An 18,643-nucleotide genomic window follows, 5' to 3' on the forward strand; every position below is an offset into this window, starting at 1 on the left:
TTGAGGACGGCCGACTGGGTTCGGCCCCCGCTCGAGGAAGCGGGTCGGCCCTCGAGTGGTAAAGCGATCGCTCGGCGTTCGCCGTCAGTCGGAGGCGCGACCGCCGCCGTTGCGGTTGGCTCGAGACGGCGGAGCATCCGTGGAGATAAAACCTAATATTATGGTCAGACAATAAAATCGCCTGGGTTAGACTTCAGAGGACTACCAGCAGAGACCTGGGTCAGCAAGTTGTGGCACTGTTGCAGTAGCGTGGACCTCCACTTCACCGTTAGCCGAATTTGAAGCCGTCGAGTAGATCTGAATGCCCTCTTGCTTACAGATGTCATCGTCCTCGATCATAAACTCATAATAGTGACTTGCATCAGCCACGACTTCATCGTACGAGTACGACCATTCGAACTCTCTTGATCGATCCGGTCCGCTCGCATCTTGAATGTTCTGTAATTGGCTATAAATCTCGTGGGCAGTGAACGCAGCTCTTCCATACGGATGTTTGTTAACTGCAGCTTTAATCGTATATTCGGCTACTTCAGAGTAGTCTACGCCGCCTCCATCCTCAAAAACGGGAAAGCCGCCCAGATACTCCGGGTCATTGCTGTCCCAGAGTTTTATATCATTACTGTTGATGTCGATCGATAGAGTATGTTCGTCTATTGCTGCGTTACCCACATCACCCCCCGTCTCGTACGGGTCTTGCCAGCCACCATCTTCATCTTCCATTCGGGCAACTGTCGAGCCTGCCACACGGTATTTGTGAACCGTGTCATCGAACGCATCATCATCGCCAAAGTATTCGATTGCGAGTGATTGCTCGAGAAGATACTCTGTACCAAACATTTCATCAGTCGACGACTCAATATACGTGTTGGTCCACTCGGGTTCCTCGTCGTCTGTACTCGCCTGTGCAGACGAGACGCTCGATAATGCGGCGATCGACCCAACCACACCAGTGCTTGCGCCCTTGAGTACAGTTCGTCGGGATCGTGTATTGTCTGAGCTGTCTTTCATTGTTTCTGATTTATTATCCTCGTAGAAAGTGTTTTTACACTACAACTTAATAGTTACTTCTAGTATCTTATCATTTATGTTATCTACAATAGGAGATCCCAAATCCGTCCCGACCCGCTGGACCTGAAAGACTGGAAAGCCGCCACCGGTCGACTACTACTTCGAAATCGAAGACGGCAGCACCAATGTTCGGTCAACATACAGCGGTACAACAATCGAGGACAACCTCACGTGGTCTAGTGACGATGCCACACGAGCCGCGGGCCGCGCCGTCGACGCCCGCCATGCCTGGGAATTCGACACGCTGCTCGTCAATGTCACCGTCGAGGTGCCTGCGGAACCGATCGTCAACAACCGGCAGCCGTACCTCAGTCGCTACCCCCTCCTTGGTTCAATCGAGGACGAGAGCAAGGGAAACATGCCGTGGCACGAAAACTAGCTCGAACATACTCCACTGATCGACGGCGTCGGCTCTCTGATCGAGTCCGAGTACGAAATCGACAGCGTCGGACCAATGACCGATCATGGCGCGTCAAGCCCGACGACTATTGGGGGGACGACACTCGTTTTTCGGTCGCTGCGGACGGTATTCCGGACTATCACGATCGGTTGACAGCCTGCACGACGTCCGTCACCCGCTTCACCGCCGCGCCGCTCTGGACAAAGACCGGCGCCCGCGGCGGCTCCGTTCGCCTTCGGGCGCACGCGAAATTTGAGGTGGCCGCCTCGGCTGCGGTATCGTGTCCGGCCTCGAACTCGAGGCGCGACCGTCGAACGGCTGACGTGGTCGCGACGCTCAGTCGGAAGCGCGACCGCCGCCGTTGCGGTTGGCTCGAGACGGCGGCGGGAACTCGGTCGCGGTCGGTTCCGGCGTCTCCGGGAGAACGCAGCGGTCGGGTTCACGGTTGACGTGCCGGTACTGGTCCGGCGCGTTCGCGAGCGGGTGGGCGGGATTCTGGTCGCTGTCGATGCGCGCGGCCCGAACCTCGCCGAAGCCGTTGAGTCGCGCCTGGATGCCCCGCCAGTGATACCGGGTCGCGGACGGGACGGAGATCGGACGCGGCGCTTTCCCGTCCGGGTGGTTCGTCGCGAGAATGGCGCTATTGACGTTGCTGGCGAGCGCATCGTGGTCGATGAGGACGCCGACGCGGGCGTCTCGAGGCGCACGCGCTGCCAGGACGTCGAGTCCGAGATGTAGCGCTCGATACTCGGCGACGTTGTTGTCCGGCGGCGTATCCGTGGTCGCGACGCGTGCGACACGGGTGCCGTCGCGCGTTTCGATGACGGCGCCCAGTCCACCGCCCGCCTTCCGGAAGGACCCATCGGTAGCGACGTAGAAGTCACGATGATGGGTCCGCGGCGGGTGAGCGATGTGGGGTGTGGGCGACTCGTCGAACAGGTCCCGCAGGGCGGACCGGCCGTGAGCGGCCATACTCGTAGTACGAGTCGAAGGTTTCTTAAAGTTATCCCAGAAATCTCCCCGTGAGACGGAACGGTGGAACGTTTATACTTTCCATTCGCTGCATAAGATTATGCATCGGTGTACATATAACCGCATATCGGCTGGCAGATACCAATATTTATAAATAATCATCCGGTTTGCTATGGAGTATGAAGGGTGTTATCAACCAGAGCATCGATCGACGGACGTTATTGAAGCTTACCGGGGCGGCTGGGGCGACGAGCGGTCTCGGTGCGCTCGCCGGCTGTCTGGGCGACCCCGACGACGATGACGGCGACGGCGGCGACCTCGATCTTGACACGCTTACGATTACCCAGGGAGAGTTCCCAGACGTCGAAGACCCGAACGATCACATCACCGGCCCGTACTTCAACGTCTACGACCACGTCTACGAACCGTTGTTTGACGTCACGCCAGGCGAGGAACCCCAGGGCCGCATCGTCGAAGACTGGGAACACGGTGACGACGGCACGGTCGAGTTGACGATCCGCAGCGACGTCGTCTTCCACCAGGGCCAAGAGCTAACCGCGGAGGACATCGCGTTTACCCTCGAGCGACAGATCGATCCCGACGTCCCGCCGGCTTCAGATCAGGTCGCTGGACTCGGTTCGATCGAGGGCGCGGAAGCGCTCGACGACACGACCCTCGAGCTGTCCTACAGCGGGGCCGCACAGCTCGCGGAGTTCGAGTTCGGCAACTACCTGCGAGCGGTCAGTCAGGAGTGGTACGAGAACGACGCGCCGACGACCGACGACGGCGTCATCTCCGGCGAGGACGCCGAAGCGTTTAACGGCACCGGGCCGTTCCAGGTCACGGAGTATAATCCTGGTCAGAACCGGATCGTCATGGAGCCGTTCGACGACTACTGGGGCGAAGCACCGAACGTCGGCGAACTGATCTTTGAGGGCGAAACTTCCGACTCCGGTCGCGTGAGTTCATTGCTGGCTGACGAGACCAACTTCGTCGACAACGTCCAGCCCAGCGAGGTCGGGAACGTCGAAAACGACGACGACGTGCGAATCGAGGAAGTGACCTCGTTCCGCAATATCTTCCTGCCGATGAAAAACGAGGTCGAGCCGTTCGATAGTCTGGAGTTCCGCCAGGCGATGAACTACGCCGTCGACAACGAGGAAATTATCAGCGACATCCTGAACGGCTTCGGTGCCCCGATGTCTCAGCCGACGCCGCCGGAAGTCAACGGCTACAATCCGGACCTCGACCCCTACGAGCACGACCTTGAGCAAGCCGAGGAACTCGTCGAAGAAGCTGGATACACGGAGGACGACCCCGCCGACATCACGCTCACCGTCCCTGAGGGTCGGTACCTCAACGATGCCGAGGTCGGTGAACGCGCGGCCGACCAGATCGATCAGCTCCCGAACGTCGACTGTGACTTCGAATCCGTCCCGTTCGACGTGGTTTCGGAGGCGAACTCCGCCGGCGTCGACCACGAGGATATCCCCTTCTTCCTGATCGGATGGGGAGTCATCACGGGCGACGCCGACTACGGCATGTTCGGGTTCTTCCACGACGACGGTGGCGTCCAGAGCTTCCGCGACGAGGAACTGCAGACGGCCCTCGAGGAGTCACAAGTCGAGGACGATCCCGAAGAACGGGAGGCGATGCTTCAGGAGGTCAACGAGATGGCCCAGGAGAAAGCGCCGTGGGTCTTCCTCCACCAGCAACAGAGCATCTACGGGCTCGACGCCGACATCGAGTGGGACGCCCGTGAAGACGAGAGCGTCTTCGTCTGGGAGATGAGCTAACCGCCGGGTCGGCCCCGGCCTCGAATCGCGGGATGATTAGAAACGAAAACACCTTATTCAAAACAGCTAACCGCAGGACGTAAACTGAATGGCCTTTGGAAAATTTCTGATACGGCGGCTCCTACAGGGGGTGTTCGTCATTTGGGGCGTCGTGACGATCACGTTCGCCCTGCGGGCGCTCTCTCCCGGCGATCCGGTGAACTTGATTGCGGGTCAGGTTCCCGATCAGTCGACGCGAGACCAGATCCGACAGGATCTCGGCCTCGATCAGCCGATGTACGTACAGTATTTTGACTACCTTGGCAATCTGCTAACGGGGAACCTGGGGTACTCATACAATCAGCGTCGCGCAGTCAACGATATCATCGCACAGCACTTCGCAGCGACTGTCGAACTCGCCGTGGCGGCGACGATCGTCGCGGTCGTCATCGCGATCCCGCTGGGCGTCGTCAGCGCGACGCGGCGCGACCAGCCCGCGGACTACGCGGCCACGTTCGGCTCGCTCGTCGGGATCAGTACGCCGAACTTCTGGCTTGGGATCATGCTGATCCTGATCGTGGCCATGCAGGTCGGCGTCTTTCCCACGTCCGGCCGAGGGATCGCGTTCCACGAGGCGATGTACAACCTGTTCCGATACGGGTACGTCCTCGATCTGCTTTCGTGGCTCAGCTATATCACCCTCCCGGCGATCACGCTCGGAACGTACTTTACGGCGCTGATCACGCGGTTGACCAGAAGCGGCATGATCGACGAACTCGGCAAGCCGTACGTAACCGCGACGGAAGCCAAGGGGCTTCCGCGGACGCTGGTCCGGTACAAACACGTCCTCCGGAACACGCTGATCCCCATCATCACGGTGCTCGGGCTCCAGCTCGGGACGCTGATGGGTGGAGCGGTAATCACTGAGGAGGTGTTCAACTGGCCCGGACTGGGGCAGATGTTCATCACATCGCTCAGAAACGGTGACTGGCCAGTCGTCCAGGGGATCGTGCTGTTCATCGCGGTCGCGTTCGTGGTGATCAATATTCTGGTCGACGCCCTCTACGCGCGGCTGAACCCACAGGTGACTGACGAATGATTTCGGATCGAATTAAATCGAATCTGACGAACGAGTTGCGCCGGAGCCTGTTGGCAAAAGTGGGGATCGTTCTTTTCGTTTCGATCCTCCTCATGGGGCTGTTTGCGCCGGTCTTGGCAACGCACAACCCGCACGAACAGGGACACAGCGACGAGGCCGGCGCTTCGTATCCGCCGCTCGGACTGACCGACGAGATCACGATCGCCCAGGACGGCGAGCGAGTGAGCCACACCGTCGAGGGAACCAGCGAACACGTTCTCGGAACGAACAACGTCGGCCAGGACATCTATTCACGATTCCTCTACGGTGCCCGGACTTCGCTGCTCGTCGGGCTCTCAGGAACGCTGCTCGCGACCGCAATCGGCGTTCCCGTCGGTCTCACCGCTGGCTACTTCGGGGGTCGAGTCGACGACGGACTCATGCGGATCGCGGATATCATGCTGGCGTTCCCATCGCTCGTTCTCGCACTGGCGCTGATGGGTGCGTTCGGCCGAGGGACGGTCGGGATCCCCGATCCGATCGTGGCGGCCGGTTTCGCGGACGGAATGCCCGAGACGATTACGTTCCCCGGAATGGTCACGGTGGTGGTCGCACTCGTCACCTGGGTCTGGTTCGCGCGCGTCGCCCGCGGCGAGGCGATGGCGATACGCAACGAGGAGTACGTGAAGGCTGCGCGCTCGCTCGGTGCGAGCCACGCCACGATCCTACGCAAGCACGTCCTGCCTAACAGCCTCACGCCGATCATCGTGCTCGCGACGATCCAGGTCGCGGCGATCATCCTCCTCGAGAGCTCGCTCTCCTATCTCGGATTCTCCGGGACGACGCTCTCGTGGGGCTACGAGATCCAACGGGGACACGACGTGATGCGCAACCAGTGGTGGGTCGCCACCGTTCCGGGGATCGGAATCGTCCTCTCCGTGATCGGGGTCAACCTGCTCGGCGATTGGCTACGGGACGCCCTCGATCCGAACATCGAGGGCGAAGGCGCCGGAGGTGCCGGCTGACATGACTGAGGAAATTCTTCGAGTCGAGGAACTGAAGACCAGGTTCTTCACCGACGAGGGTCAGGTGAACGCAGTAGACGGGGTCGACCTCTCGATCGACCGCGGCGACACGTACGGAATCGTCGGCGAGAGCGGCAGCGGGAAGAGCGTCACGGCCCGCTCGATCATCGACCTGATCGAACCGCCCGGCGAGATTACCGACGGGGAGATCTGGTACCGCGAACCCGACCTCGCCGCTGCGATCGGCGACGACTACCCGGACGCTATCGACGGCGATCGGATAGACCTCCTCCGGATACCGCCGTCGGTTCGCCGCTCCCTGCGCGGATCGAACTTCAGCATGATCTTTCAGGACCCCCAGAGCAGCTTCAACCCGACCATCACCGTCGGCGAGCAGATCGCCGAGGCGGTGGAGGTTCAGCGGCGTGCGAGCGCCAACCCCCGGTCGACCCGCGCTCGATCGGAGCAGTACACGCTGACATCGATGATTCTCGGGTCGATGTTCTCCTCGAGGCGGTACGTCTCGCCGGAGAGCCGCGAGCGGGCGATCGAACTGCTCGAACTGGTCGGCATTCCCGACCCTATCGAGCGGGCCGACCAGTACCCACACGAGTACTCCGGCGGGATGCTTCAGCGGGCGATGATCGCCCAGGCGCTGGCGGGCGAGCCCGACGTGCTGATCGCCGACGAGCCGACGACGGCGCTCGACGTCACCATTCAGGCCCAGATTCTCGATCTGCTCGACGAACTCCAGGCGGAGATGGGAATGACGATCCTCCTTATCACGCACAACCTCGGCGTCGTCGCTCGCATGTGCAACCGCGTCGGGGTCATGTACGCGGGCGAGATCGTCGAACGCGGCACGCTCGAGGATGTCTTCGACGATTACGTCCACCCCTACACGGCGGGTCTGCTCGGCTCGGTCCCTGATATGGAGGGTGGGGGCGGCCGTCTCCAACCGATCTCGGGGAACGTTCCCAGCCTGCTGGACCACGAGATGGGCGATCGGTGTCACTTCGCGGATCGGTGTCCGAAGGCCATGGAGGACTGCCTGAACCATCCGCCCGAGTATCCGGCGAGCGGCAGCGACCATCACGCGGTGCGGTGCGTGCTCGCCGAAACGGGGTACAACGATGGAAGGGCGTTGCCCGACGACTACTTCGACGGGACGGACCGCCCGGCCGGAGACAAGCACGTCGGTCCCGACGACCGAGACGAGGACTCCGACGACGAACGGCAACATCCGCCGGCCGAAACTACCGGAGGTGAACACCAGTGAGCACCGGCGAGCCGCTCGTCCGCGTCGACAACCTCGAGAAGTACTTCTGGGAGAACGACTCGATCCTCGACCGGCTGCTGGGCGACGATCCGGTGCCCGTCCGCGCCGTCGATGGCGTGAGCCTCGACATCTATCGCGGGGAGACGCTCGGACTCGTCGGCGAATCCGGCTGCGGGAAGTCGACGGCCGGCGAGACCCTCCTCCGGCTGCAGGAGCCGACGGACGGACGCGTCGAGTTCGAGGGTGCGAACGTCTACGACATGGACGGCAGCGACCTCGACGACTTCCGGCGCGAGGCACAGATCGTCTTCCAGGATCCGTTCTCGAGTCTCGACCCCCGAATGACGGTCGGGAGCATCGTCAGGCAGCCACTCGACATCCACGACGTGGGGACGAAAGCCGAGCGACGGGATCGGGTCCAGAAGCTCCTCGAGCGCGTCGGCCTCTCGGCCGATCAGTTGGATCGCTACCCCCACGAGTTCTCCGGCGGCCAGCGCCAGCGAATCGGGATCGCCCGCGCGCTGGCGCTCGAGCCCGACTTTCTGGTGCTCGACGAGCCGACGTCGGCGCTCGACGTCTCGGTGCAGGCCCAGGTGCTGAACCTGCTCGACGACCTGCAAGCGGAGTTCGATCTGACCTACCTGCTGATCAGCCACGACCTCTCCGTGATTCGCCACGTCTGTGATCGCGTGGCCGTGATGTACCTCGGCGAGATCGTCGAGATCGGGCCCGTCGGCGATCTGTTCGAGGACCCGAGACACCCGTACACGCAGGCCTTGCTCGAAAGCGTCCCACGCGCCTCGACGGACGAACGCGAGCGCGAGCGAGAGACGCTCGCCGGTGACGTGCCGTCGCCGCGGAACCCGCCGAGCGGGTGTCGGTTCCGGACGCGGTGTCCGATGGTGATCCCGCCAGAAGACCTCGATATCGAGCAGGATACCTATCGCGAGCTCATGACCGTCCGTCAACGAATCGAAAGCCGCGACGTCTCGCTCGAGTCCGTCGGCGACGACGGCCGGTTCGAGCGCGGCGAGGACGGCGTACCCGCCGAGGACGTTCCCGGGTTCGTCGCGGCACTGAAGGAGCGATTGCTCGACGAGACCCTCCCGCCGCGTCACGACGAAATTCTCGAGGAAGCCCTGGCAGAACTGGCCGACGAGAACTGGGACGCCGCCGCCGATCGGCTGCGGGCGTCATACGAGAGCGTCTGCGAACGGGACTCCCCCGAACTCGAAACCGAGGACCATCCGGTCGCCTGCCACCTCCACGGCGAGGCCCGCGAGCGAACTGCCGACCCGGATTCGTGGACCTGACGGAGTCCGTGAATACCGGGCCGGAGAATGGCGGGCTTACAGAACCCATGAATCGGTGGTATGACCCACTGAAACGGCCGAAAGTAGCGTAACCGGTGCCAACATAGCGTCGACCGTTCGGATCGGGGAGCCAATCTGTGTTGGCAGCAGGTGTAATATGGCCCAGGCTGTTGTACGGGTATGAACGACGCGAGCGCCAGCCGAATGGAAGCCGCCTGTTCCCTCCTCGCCGAGTCCGAGCGCCGGTTCCTGCTGTACCAGTTGGTGGAACACCGAGACGCGAACATCGAGGACGTCGTCACCGGGATCGCAGCCTGGGAGCTCGACGTGCGTCCGGCGGAGATCGACAAGGAGACCAGACAGCGGGTCTACGTCTCGCTGGTGCACAACCACCTGCCACGACTCGCCGATTACGACATCATCGAGTACGACCTGCGAAGCGGCGACATCGTGCTCACCGACGGCTTCGAGGAGATCAAGCCGCTGTTAGAGCAGTTCAAGCAGACCGAAGCGGAGCCCGAGATTCGCGAGCTACCCCCGCTCTGAGCCGGCGTCTTCGTTCGACAAGGAGTTTCGCGTCGCCGCCGTTTTCGACGGATTGCCGACGCTCGAGAGGCGTTCGATTATCCTTTCCACGAGTCGAGAGCTGCGGTTCGGTCTCGGCGTCGTTCGTTTCGAACCGAAACACGTAGGATGGTACTGGCGAGACGTTCCGTGTGAGCCGATATCGAAATCTCGGACTCTTTCTGGCCCTCGCAGCGATCTGGGGGAGCGCGTTCGTCGCGATCAGTGCGGGGCTCGATCACTTCCCGCCGGTGTTGTTCGCGGCGCTACGATACGACATCGCGGGCGTGCTCATGCTCGCGTACGCAGCCTACGCCGTCGACGACTGGTACCCGCGGGGGCGTAGCGAGTGGCTACTGGTCGCCGCCGGCGCCGTCTTGTTGATCGCGGCCTATCACGCGTTTCTGTTCGTCGGTCAGCAACACACCACCGCAGCCGCGGCGGCGATCGTCGTCAGCCTCTCGCCCGTGCTGACCACCGGGTTCGCCCGCGTGTTCGCCCCTTCGGACGCGCTCTCGGCGGTCGGTGTCGTCGGCCTACTCGTCGGACTGGTCGGCGTCGGCATCATCGCTCGCCCGGACCCGTCGAACCTGCTGACGGCGGACGTCGTCGCGACGCTGCTCGTCTTCTGTGCGGCGGCCGCGTTCGCGCTGGGGAGCGTCCTCACGCGCACAATCGAGGCCGACCTCCCGATCGAGACGATGGAGGCCTGGTCGATGATCGGCGGCGCACTCCTCATGCACCTCGTCAGTCTCGGACTCGGTGAATCGATCGAGCCCGCGGCGTGGACTCACCCCGAGGCGCTCGGGGCGCTCGGCTATCTCGCGGTCGTCGCGAGCGCGATCGGCTTTCTCCTCTACTTCGACCTGCTCGAGCGACTGGGGGCCGTCGAGATCAACATGGTCTCCTACGTCGCCCCGATATTCGCGGCGGTCGTCGGCTGGTTCTATCTCGGCGAAGTCATCGACGCGACGACCGTCGTCGGCTTCGGTCTGATCGCGGTCGGCTTCGTGCTCGTCAAACGGCAGGCGCTGCGCGAAGAGTTCGGGCACGCGGTGCGGTGGCGCTCGAGCGAGTGACGGGCGTCCGGCGGCCGAGTTACCGATCGCGCGACTGCCGGCGGCGGTGGGTGTGTCCGACGTACAGCGCAGCGAGGTTCACCGAGAGGAGCGCGAGAAAGAGCAGGGCCTGAAACGGCGTCGACAGGCCGACCGCGAGCAACGGCAGGTACAACACCGGGAGCACGATCGCTCCCCAGAACCCGGCCACGCGAATCGGTTTCGCGACTGAGGGTGCGACGTCCTCGAGCGTCCGGTCGCCGGTCGACGGTTCGGGACTCGACTCGAGGTCGGGATCGTCCCGGTCGCCGGTTGGCTCGCGCTCGTCGCGGTGCTGGTCGTCCGTCGACTCGAGGGAGGCGTCGGCCGAGTCGCTGGCAGTGGAGGGTTTCGACATCGATTTGGGCGAGTTCGTCTCACGTATCCGACGGTCAGTACATATAACGCGACGAACGTTTGACAATCATATGAGGAATTCACCGTCGATAAGAGCGCCCTGAACGAACACCTTCGGTTTCGGGCCGTAGATCGGTCAGTCGACGATGGCGACGAATCGTGACAGCGTCGCGTTGCAATCGGGATCTACCGTCGCTAAGGCCCGATTACAGTACAGTCCAGCGTGGTATTGTTCGGGCCGTGCCACTTCGTTGTCAGCGAGAGCGCGATCCTCGCCGACCGTACGGTGGCGGTCGAATGGGGAGCGGATACTCGACGAAAATCGCAAAAATCGGCGTTGATCGACAGCGCGTCAGCTCACTGGAAGCCGATGCGGCTGCCGCGTCGGCCCGTTGGCCCGGGCCCGCCGGAGCCGCCGCCCTGGAACTCCTCTTCGATCTGCTCGTAGTACTCGAGGATGTCGTCCGTGATCGTCGGTCGGACGTTCTCCATCGCCTGTCGGAAGTGGCGCATCTCGACGATGTCGGCCTCGTGGTCCTCTCGCAGGGCCTCGATGGCCGACTCTCGAGCGATCGACTCGAGGTCGCTGCCGACGTAGCCGTCCGTGATCTCCGCGATCTCGCGGAGGGTCACGTCGGCCGCCAGCGGCGTGTTCTGCGTGTGGATGTCGAGGATCCGCTCTCGGCCGTCGACGTCGGGTTCGCCGATCATGACGAGTCTGTCGAACCGACCCGAGCGCAGGAGCGCGGGATCGATCATGTCCGGGCGGTTCGTCGCGCCGATGACCATCACGTTCTCCATCTCCTCGAGCCCGTCGAGTTCGGTCAGCAGCTGGTTGACGACCCGCTCGGAGACGTTCGAGCCGGTTTCGCCGCCCCGACCCGGTGCGAGCGCGTCGAGTTCGTCGAAGAAGATCACCGTCGGGGAGACCTGCCGCGCCTTGCGGAAGGTCTGGCGGATGGCCTTCTCCGATTCGCCGACCCACTTGCTGAGCAGCTGCGGGCCGCGCACCGAGATGAAGTTCGCGTTCGTCTCGTTGGCGACCGCTTTCGCCATCAGCGTCTTCCCGGTGCCCGGCGGGCCGTACAGCAGGACGCCGGCCGGCGGATCGACGCCGAGCCGCTCGAACCGCTCGGGGTTGTTCAGCGGCCACTCGACGGACTCCTGGACCTGCTCTTTGGCGTCGTGGAGCCCGCCCACGTCGTCCCAGGAGATCTTCGGTAACTCGACGAGCACCTCCCGCATCGCGGAGGGTTCGACCTCGTTGAGCGCGCCGCGGAAGTCCTGGCGCTTGACGATCATCCGGTCGATCAGGCTCGGCGGGATGTCCTCCTCGTCGAGATCGATCTCCGGCAGGTATCGACGCAGCGCCTTCATCGCGGCCTCTTTCGTCAGCGACTCGATGTCGGCACCGACGAAGCCGTGAGTCTCGTCGGCCAGGTGGCCGAGTTTGACGTCGTCGGAGAGGGGCATGCCGCGGGTGTGGATCTGGAGGATCTCCTCGCGACCCACTTCGTCCGGCACGCCGATCTCGATCTCGCGGTCGAATCGGCCCGGCCGTCGGAGGGCGGGGTCGACCGAATCGACGCGGTTGGTCGCCGCGATGACGATAACCTGGCCTCGTGCCTCGAGGCCGTCCATCATCGTCAGCAGCTGGGCGACGACGCGGCGTTCGACCTCGCCCGTGACGTCCTCCCGTTTCGGCGCGATCGAGTCGAGTTCGTCGATGAAGATGATCGACGGCGACTCCTCGCTGGCGTCCTCGAAGATTTCCCTGAGTTGCTGTTCGGACTCGCCGTAGTACTTCGAGATGATCTCCGGCCCCGCGATGGAGAAGAAACTCGCGGAGGTTTCGTTGGCGACCGCTTTCGCCAGCAGGGTTTTCCCGGTCCCCGGCGGCCCGTGGAGCAGGACACCCTGTGGCGGCTCGATCCCCAACTTCTTGAAGATCTGCGGGTGTTTCATCGGGAGTTCGACCATCTCCCGGACGCGTTGAATCTCGCCCTGGAGACCGCCGATATCCTCGTAGGTGATCCCGCCGCCGGTCTTCTCGAAGCCGCTGATCGGCTCCTCGCGGAGTTCGACGTCGGTGTCCTCGGTGATCAACACGACGCCCTCCGGCTCCGTCTCGACGGCGATGAGCGGAATCGCCTGGCCTGGCGACCGCATGAATGGATGATTCGTCGAGGACATGACCGGGACGATGTCGCGGCCGACTACCGGCCGTTTGAGGATCTGGCGTTTCACCATCCCCGCCGCATCGGAGCCGAACTGGACCGACGCCTCTTCGGGGGGTGCGAGCGTGAGTTTGTCCGCCTTCGTCGCCTCTGCCTTGCGGATCGTCACTCGCTCGCCGATCCCCACGTCGGCGTTCTGACGGGTGAAGCCGTCGATCCGGACGGTGTCGGTGTTCCAGTCCTGCCGGTCAGCACGCCACACCTTCGCCGCGGTGGTGTCTGCACCTTCGATCTCGATGATGTCGCCCGGACTCAGCTTCAAATGCAACAGCGTGTCCGGGTCGAGTCGGGCGATACCACGACCCGAGTCGTTCGGGTACGCCTTCGCAACCTCCAGTTGAACTTCATTCATGATTCGGGGTAGACGGTGATGTCTTTCACTCCGCTTCGTGAGCGGATAGGTTTTTTGCTAGCCTTCACCGTATAGTATGCTAAGTGCTACCATATGTATGTGTGGCTGGAACGTACATAGCTGTACCGGCATCGGTTGGTTTTGGGGCTACCAACAGTTCGCGTAAGCACCGAATACGGCGGCGTCCTCGCGACGAGCAGATGCCTTTTTGACCGTGCCACCCCGCCACCTACCTATGAGCATTCTCGCGTTCGACGGCCGCATGGGCGCAAGCGGCGATATGATCCTCGCCGCCTTGCTCGACGCCGGGGCCGATCCCGACGCCCTCGAGTCCGTCACCGACGCCCTCGAGGTGGAGTACCGGGTCGACGAGACGGTCAAGTGCGGCATCTCCTCGACGACCGTCGACGTCTACCTGACCGATCGTGACGATGGCGGTCACGACGGCCACGATCACGACGCCGAGCACGGCCACGCGGACGAGCACGACGGGAGCGAACACTCCCACGAGCACGCCGATCACGCTCACGGCCACGGAGACGGACACAGTCACGAGCATAGCCACGACCACGGAGACGGGGACGAACACGGTCACGACCACGCCGACGGGGACGAACACGGTCACCAGCACTCTCTCGACGACGGAGACGACCACGTCCACGCCGAAGGCCACGGCCCCCACCGGAGCTACCTCGAGGTCTGCGAGATCGTCGAGAACATGGGTCTCGAGCCGGCGATCGAGCGCGACGCGCTCGCGATCTTCGAACTGCTCGGCGAGGCCGAGGCGAGCGTTCACGGCGAGTCACTCGAGGAGATCCACTTCCACGAGGTCGGCGCCGACGACGCCATCGCTGACATCGTCGGGGCCGTGTTGCTGTGTCACGACCTCGGGCCCGACGAAATCGTCACGACGCCGCTCGCGACGGGTGGCGGCAGCATCTCGATGAGCCACGGCGAGTACCCCGTCCCGACGCCGGCGGTCGTCGAGATCGCCCAGCGTGCCGACTGGTCGCTTCGTGGCGGTCCCGTCGAGACCGAACTCCTGACGCCGACGGGGGCCGCAATCCTGGGCCACCTCGCCGACGGCGTGGAATCGCTGCCGTCGCTCGACCTCGAAACCTCGGGCTATGGCGCCGGCGGTTACGATCTCGATCCACACCCGAACGTCCTCCGAGCGCTGGTCGGCGACGGCAGCGGTCGGGGGGCGCTGGCGAAGGACGATATCGCCGTCCTCGAGACGAACCTCGACGACGCGACGCCGGAGGTCCTCGGCGGCCTTCAGGACACGCTCTCGGACGCGGGCGCGAGAGACGTCTCGATCCTGCCGGCCACGATGAAGAAGTCCCGGCCCGGCCACCTCGTGAAGGTGATCTGTAAGCCCGAAGATCGGGAGCGAGTGGCTCGAGCGCTGGCCGAAGAGACCGGAACGCTCGGCGTTCGGGACGCCGGCGCGACCCACCGCTGGATCGCCAGTCGGGAGTTCGAGACGGTCGAACTCGAGGTCGAGGGTGAGACGTACGAGGTGACGGTGAAAATCGCGAGCGACGTGGATGGCGAAGTGTACGACGTGAGTACCGAGTACGACGACGCGCGGGCCGTCGCCGCCGAAACGGGCGTGGCGATTCGCGAGGTGATTCACCGCGCAGAGACGGCTGCTCGAGACGCTCTGACGGACCACGGCCGGTAGTGAAAGAGGCGGCGGCGTGTGGAATCGGGAGCCCGTAGCAGCGCGTCGTCTGTGTCGAAATGCGCGCGTAACTGCGCCCTATCCAGCTCGTATCCTCCTCGTTCCGGTGGCTCGCTCGCCGCGGCCGTTCCCACATGCCGAGGGGTCGTGACTTCGACAGCCGTCGTTCGGACGGCCGGGCCTTTTCGGACTGATTTCCGGAGCGAAAGCAGCCGTTCGCGCGGCGAACAGTTCTGTCGATTTATTGTCCGATGTGGGTGACGTGTGGGTGCCCTCGAGGCAACCATGAGACGGATATCACAGCGGTACGGAACGATCGGACGGACAGTGTTCGTGATCGCGATTGCGGCAGGGTTGCTCGCGTTGAGCGGCGCCGGAACGGCAGCGGCCCAATCTACGACCGTCGAGGACGGTGACGACGCGGTGGAGGAGGCGAGCGCGACCGTCACCGAGGAGGAGACGATCAGCGAGGTCACCGAACAGGAGACGGTCGATATCAGTGAGGAGACGGAGGAATCCACGGACGGGACTGACTCGTTCGAGGATATCTCGGTCGATCCGGTGACGCCAGAAATTCCGGATCTGCCGGCGATCTGACGGGGTCGGTTGACACGTAGTCCGAGACCGTCGGCGAGGGGCCGTTCGGAATCGGTCGCCGTGCTCTCGTACATTTTTTGTCGGGTGGAGTGTCGTGAGTGCCGACGAGACCGACACCCATCTCAGCTGCGACGGTACTCGAGAAGAGACAGGAGCCTCGAGATGCACGCGATAGCGTGGCTGCTATAGTAACAACTGAAACGAGTTACACACTGATCGCATAGCTCGCGGGTCGTTCCTCCCCGCTCGTTTGTCGCGGTTCTCGCCCTTCGGGTACCGAATCGCGCTACTGTCGTGCGATCAGGTGTGCATTGACTTTCAGTGGCTACTGGCTCGAGCGCCCGACTGCTGCCATCGAACAGTTCTCGACGACGACCGAATTCAGTCGTCGTCGCCGTCGTCGATATCGATCGACGTTCCGGACGAAATGTTCGTCGATTGTGACGTGTTCGTCGTGGACTGGGTGACCACCGAGCTGGTGGTCGAACTCGTCGTAGACTGAGTGACGTTCGCGGTCGCGTCGGCTGACGACTGAACCACCGTCGTCGACTCCGAATGTGTCTCGCTATCGGATACTGCCCTCATGGAGACCGAAACGTCGGCTTCAGCGTCGGTGATCACCTCGATGGTAGTGGTTCCAGCATCGGCGTCGGGCGTGTGGACCACTACCCCCCACGGGAACGTCGCCGTCTCGGCTTCCGCGTCGGTGTCGGCTCGCTCCGCCGGAGGAGCGTCCGCCACGTTGGCGGCTGTCGTCACCGAGAGCGAGATGCGTCCCTCGGACTCGGCGAGTATTTCGACGTTCGTGTCGCCCGATTCGGGATCGGTCTGGTGGGTAATCGTTCCCCACGAAAAGTCGGTCGTTGTCATATCAGTTGCAGGGTTTCCGGGTTGTCCGTTGGCGTGATCCTCGGTGAGCGTGGTCGCTTTTGGTTTGGGAACCGTAACTCCTTGAACCATCGACAGCGAAACTCACACCGGATCACGACTGCTGTTCGTTGGACCGTGTCGAGTCGTCTGGCGATCTCTCGCTACCTCGTCAATGCAGATGGTTCGGTTTGAACCGTGGGGATCGTTTTCCCAGTACTCGGTCGCTACTACGCGGCTCGCGACCCATGACGAACGGGCGTTCGGAAGCTCGAGCGACCGTGCAACCGCGCACCTCTCGGTCGGCATCGTACGAGACGGTTCGAAACGGTGGCTGCTGCTCGAGGTCGTATCGGCGGCAGTCGAATTCGCAGGTCCACCGGACAGTGGGTAGTATTGCCGTTCGGAATCCAGATACAGCCGTCTTGATTCGGATTCTCGCCGGCTGGTTGCGGAGTCCGTTTCTAGCCGATAGAAACGTGTCTGAACGGGTCAGTTGGTTTAGTTTGAGCGGATCCGGGGGGTTAGCTGGTATTCGCTATCCGCACACGTGATACGGCGTATCGCCTCGCCGTTTTCGGTCACACTGATCGCTCTGGGGTGCGGTAAAATAAATAAATTGGAATAACCGTTGCAGCTCCCAATTACAGGATCAGGCCGAAGCCGTTGTCGAAGTCATCGACATCGATGTTGACATCGACACCAACACCGGCGTCACCACCGTCGCCACCGTCGCCGCCTTCAGCGGCCGTGGTCGCGTCTGCGTCAATTGCGTTACCCTGCTCGACGTCCTGAGACTGCCCCACAGCAGCCGTGGACTCGGACACAGCCGTGGACTCAGCGCCACCGGCAGCGAAGTCATCAGCCGCACCTTTGTCCTTCGGGTCGTGTTTGTCGTTTGCAGCAGCCTGTCCGTCGCCGTCACTCACTGCGGCCGACGTTGCAGTCGACTCTGAGCTAGCCTCTCCGACCTGCTGGTTCGCGTTAGTCTGATCGAAGTCCTGCACCGTTGCTGCAGCCGCATCGCCACCGTCGCCACCGTCACCAGCTGTGATGTTGTCGGTGTCAATATTGATGTCCTGTGCTGCAGCAGTTCCTGCGAACCCCATAAACATGAGGCCGCCGACCATTGCTACCGTCAGTGTAACTGCGAGTGCTCGATTCATTTGTGTTAGGTCTGGCACCCATCACAGCACACCGAATCGCTCGCGGATGCTGTGACGCGTTGCCCAGTCGGGACGAATCACCGACTCCCACTTATACCCGGAGAACGGTTACGGGAGGAATAGCTGGTTTAACGGATCGAACAGTGCCGTTTAGTCATTGTACGTGAGAATACACGTTCGGATCGGTGCTATTTGGTTACGCGAACGGGAGTGTTGCTCCGCCGTCGTCGTTCGTCTGATGAGCGTCTGCATTTGCACACGAGGCCCGTACCACTGATCGAACGCATGGAGCCGACAGTCACCGGCCGGCCGACAACCCAGTTGCTGCCTCCGAATGCGATCGACGTGCAGTTCGCGTGCCCAACCGTTTTTCGACGCGAGCCCCAACGAGCCGCCGAGACGGCGCCAGGAGCCAGTCGGGAGACATCGATCGGATAGCTATCGCCGCCGACGAGACGCAGGGCAGCCGAGAAACCGCCGTGTTTTGCGACCAGATACGACGGTTGGCAGCCGGGTCTTGACGATCGAACAGTTCGGTATCAGGTGGCCTCGTGACGATCACAGTGGACAGCCGGTACCGTCTGCGGGTGATATGGGCGGCGGTTTCGTCGACCGTCATCCGTACCGGCGCTCGGGTGCGTCGGGTTCGCTGGCGGCCAATCGCTCGACGCTGCCGGATTTTCCTTTGTACCCGGTCCTCGAGTGAACGGGGAGCGGTCGTCTTCCGAAACGCCGATACGAGTGGACTGGCAGACGGCAACCGTCACGGCGCTCACCCTCGCTCTCCGCTCACTCGAGCGAATCTGCGT

The 18,643-nt window shown here is 62.8% G+C and carries 15 protein-coding genes; 9 read left to right on the forward strand and 6 right to left on the reverse strand.

What is annotated here, in order from left to right; genetic code table 11:
- Nucleotides 1-201: 201 nt before the first annotated feature.
- Together BLT08_RS06005 and BLT08_RS06010 are read right to left on the reverse strand one after the other, a co-directional pair.
- Nucleotides 202-1,008, reverse strand: coding sequence for a hypothetical protein (locus tag BLT08_RS06005; protein WP_139171275.1), 807 nt, complete (start codon nucleotides 1,006-1,008; stop codon nucleotides 202-204).
- Nucleotides 1,009-1,804: 796 nt separating this feature from the next.
- On the reverse strand, nucleotides 1,805-2,440 hold the full coding sequence (locus BLT08_RS06010; RefSeq protein ID WP_090303834.1) for a ribonuclease H family protein: 636 nt from the start codon (nucleotides 2,438-2,440) through the stop codon (nucleotides 1,805-1,807).
- A 179-nt stretch (nucleotides 2,441-2,619) separates the two neighbouring features.
- On the opposite strand from BLT08_RS06010, the gene BLT08_RS06015 reads away from it, so the two are divergent.
- From BLT08_RS06015 to BLT08_RS06045, 7 genes are all read left to right on the forward strand, one after another.
- A complete protein-coding gene (locus tag BLT08_RS06015) occupies nucleotides 2,620-4,236 on the forward strand; it encodes an ABC transporter substrate-binding protein (protein WP_090303835.1) in 1,617 nt (538 codons plus the stop codon).
- A gap of 88 nt (nucleotides 4,237-4,324) precedes the next feature.
- Nucleotides 4,325-5,314, forward strand: coding sequence for an ABC transporter permease (locus BLT08_RS06020; protein WP_090303836.1), 990 nt, complete (start codon nucleotides 4,325-4,327; stop codon nucleotides 5,312-5,314).
- A complete protein-coding gene (locus BLT08_RS06025) occupies nucleotides 5,311-6,318 on the forward strand; it encodes an ABC transporter permease (protein ID WP_090303837.1) in 1,008 nt (335 codons plus the stop codon). The genes BLT08_RS06020 and BLT08_RS06025 overlap by 4 nt, the downstream gene beginning before the upstream one ends.
- 1 nt (nucleotide 6,319) lies before the next feature.
- Entirely contained in the window at nucleotides 6,320-7,597 is a 1,278-nt protein-coding gene (locus tag BLT08_RS06030; RefSeq protein ID WP_090303838.1) for an ABC transporter ATP-binding protein, read from the forward strand.
- The gene (locus tag BLT08_RS06035; RefSeq protein WP_090303839.1) at nucleotides 7,594-8,910 is read left to right on the forward strand and encodes an ABC transporter ATP-binding protein; all 1,317 of its coding nucleotides are present in this window, start codon (nucleotides 7,594-7,596) and stop codon (nucleotides 8,908-8,910) included. Before BLT08_RS06030 ends, BLT08_RS06035 begins: the two co-directional genes overlap by 4 nt.
- A 180-nt stretch (nucleotides 8,911-9,090) precedes the next feature.
- Nucleotides 9,091-9,456 (forward strand): DUF7344 domain-containing protein, encoded by a 366-nt coding sequence (locus tag BLT08_RS06040; RefSeq protein WP_090303840.1) that lies wholly within the window; start codon nucleotides 9,091-9,093, stop codon nucleotides 9,454-9,456.
- Between the two features lie 170 nt (nucleotides 9,457-9,626).
- Complete coding sequence (locus tag BLT08_RS06045) at nucleotides 9,627-10,553, forward strand: DMT family transporter (protein ID WP_090303841.1); 927 nt, start codon at nucleotides 9,627-9,629, stop codon at nucleotides 10,551-10,553.
- Between the two features lie 19 nt (nucleotides 10,554-10,572).
- Here BLT08_RS06045 and BLT08_RS06050 read toward each other — a convergent pair whose 3' ends face one another.
- Nucleotides 10,573-10,929: a DUF8028 family protein gene (locus BLT08_RS06050; RefSeq protein WP_090303842.1), complete on the reverse strand. Its 357-nt coding sequence runs from the start codon at nucleotides 10,927-10,929 to the stop codon at nucleotides 10,573-10,575.
- 356 nt (nucleotides 10,930-11,285) lie between these two features.
- Entirely contained in the window at nucleotides 11,286-13,517 is a 2,232-nt protein-coding gene (locus BLT08_RS06055) for a CDC48 family AAA ATPase (RefSeq protein ID WP_090303843.1), read from the reverse strand.
- A gap of 235 nt (nucleotides 13,518-13,752) precedes the next feature.
- On the opposite strand from BLT08_RS06055, the gene larC reads away from it, so the two are divergent.
- Both larC and BLT08_RS06065 read left to right on the forward strand, forming a co-directional pair.
- Nucleotides 13,753-15,204: a nickel pincer cofactor biosynthesis protein LarC gene (gene larC, locus BLT08_RS06060; RefSeq protein WP_090303844.1), complete on the forward strand. Its 1,452-nt coding sequence runs from the start codon at nucleotides 13,753-13,755 to the stop codon at nucleotides 15,202-15,204.
- 285 nt (nucleotides 15,205-15,489) lie between these two features.
- Complete coding sequence (locus BLT08_RS06065) at nucleotides 15,490-15,801, forward strand: hypothetical protein (protein WP_139171276.1); 312 nt, start codon at nucleotides 15,490-15,492, stop codon at nucleotides 15,799-15,801.
- A 381-nt stretch (nucleotides 15,802-16,182) separates the two neighbouring features.
- On the opposite strand, the gene BLT08_RS06070 is transcribed toward BLT08_RS06065, so the two are convergent.
- On the reverse strand, nucleotides 16,183-16,671 hold the full coding sequence (locus BLT08_RS06070) for a hypothetical protein (protein ID WP_090303846.1): 489 nt from the start codon (nucleotides 16,669-16,671) through the stop codon (nucleotides 16,183-16,185).
- A 641-nt stretch (nucleotides 16,672-17,312) separates the two neighbouring features.
- Nucleotides 17,313-17,798 (reverse strand): hypothetical protein, encoded by a 486-nt coding sequence (locus tag BLT08_RS06080; protein WP_090303848.1) that lies wholly within the window; start codon nucleotides 17,796-17,798, stop codon nucleotides 17,313-17,315.
- Nucleotides 17,799-18,643: the final 845 nt, after the last annotated feature.

The organism is Natronorubrum texcoconense (assembly GCF_900100335.1).
Lineage (GTDB): Archaea > Halobacteriota > Halobacteria > Halobacteriales > Natrialbaceae > Natronorubrum > Natronorubrum texcoconense.

Coding starts and splice junctions, on each gene's coding strand:
- BLT08_RS06080 (WP_090303848.1), bottom strand. CDS start 17,798: ATGGTCGGCGGCCTCATGTTTATGGGGTTCGCAGGAACTGCTGCAGCA.
- BLT08_RS06005 (WP_139171275.1), bottom strand. CDS start 1,008: ATGAAAGACAGCTCAGACAATACACGATCCCGACGAACTGTACTCAAG.
- larC (WP_090303844.1), top strand. CDS start 13,753: ATGAGCATTCTCGCGTTCGACGGCCGCATGGGCGCAAGCGGCGATATG.
- BLT08_RS06065 (WP_139171276.1), top strand. CDS start 15,490: ATGAGACGGATATCACAGCGGTACGGAACGATCGGACGGACAGTGTTC.
- BLT08_RS06010 (WP_090303834.1), bottom strand. CDS start 2,440: ATGGCCGCTCACGGCCGGTCCGCCCTGCGGGACCTGTTCGACGAGTCG.
- BLT08_RS06020 (WP_090303836.1), top strand. CDS start 4,325: ATGGCCTTTGGAAAATTTCTGATACGGCGGCTCCTACAGGGGGTGTTC.
- BLT08_RS06055 (WP_090303843.1), bottom strand. CDS start 13,517: ATGAATGAAGTTCAACTGGAGGTTGCGAAGGCGTACCCGAACGACTCG.
- BLT08_RS06025 (WP_090303837.1), top strand. CDS start 5,311: ATGATTTCGGATCGAATTAAATCGAATCTGACGAACGAGTTGCGCCGG.
- BLT08_RS06050 (WP_090303842.1), bottom strand. CDS start 10,929: ATGTCGAAACCCTCCACTGCCAGCGACTCGGCCGACGCCTCCCTCGAG.
- BLT08_RS06030 (WP_090303838.1), top strand. CDS start 6,320: ATGACTGAGGAAATTCTTCGAGTCGAGGAACTGAAGACCAGGTTCTTC.
- BLT08_RS06015 (WP_090303835.1), top strand. CDS start 2,620: ATGAAGGGTGTTATCAACCAGAGCATCGATCGACGGACGTTATTGAAG.
- BLT08_RS06070 (WP_090303846.1), bottom strand. CDS start 16,671: ATGACAACGACCGACTTTTCGTGGGGAACGATTACCCACCAGACCGAT.
- BLT08_RS06040 (WP_090303840.1), top strand. CDS start 9,091: ATGAACGACGCGAGCGCCAGCCGAATGGAAGCCGCCTGTTCCCTCCTC.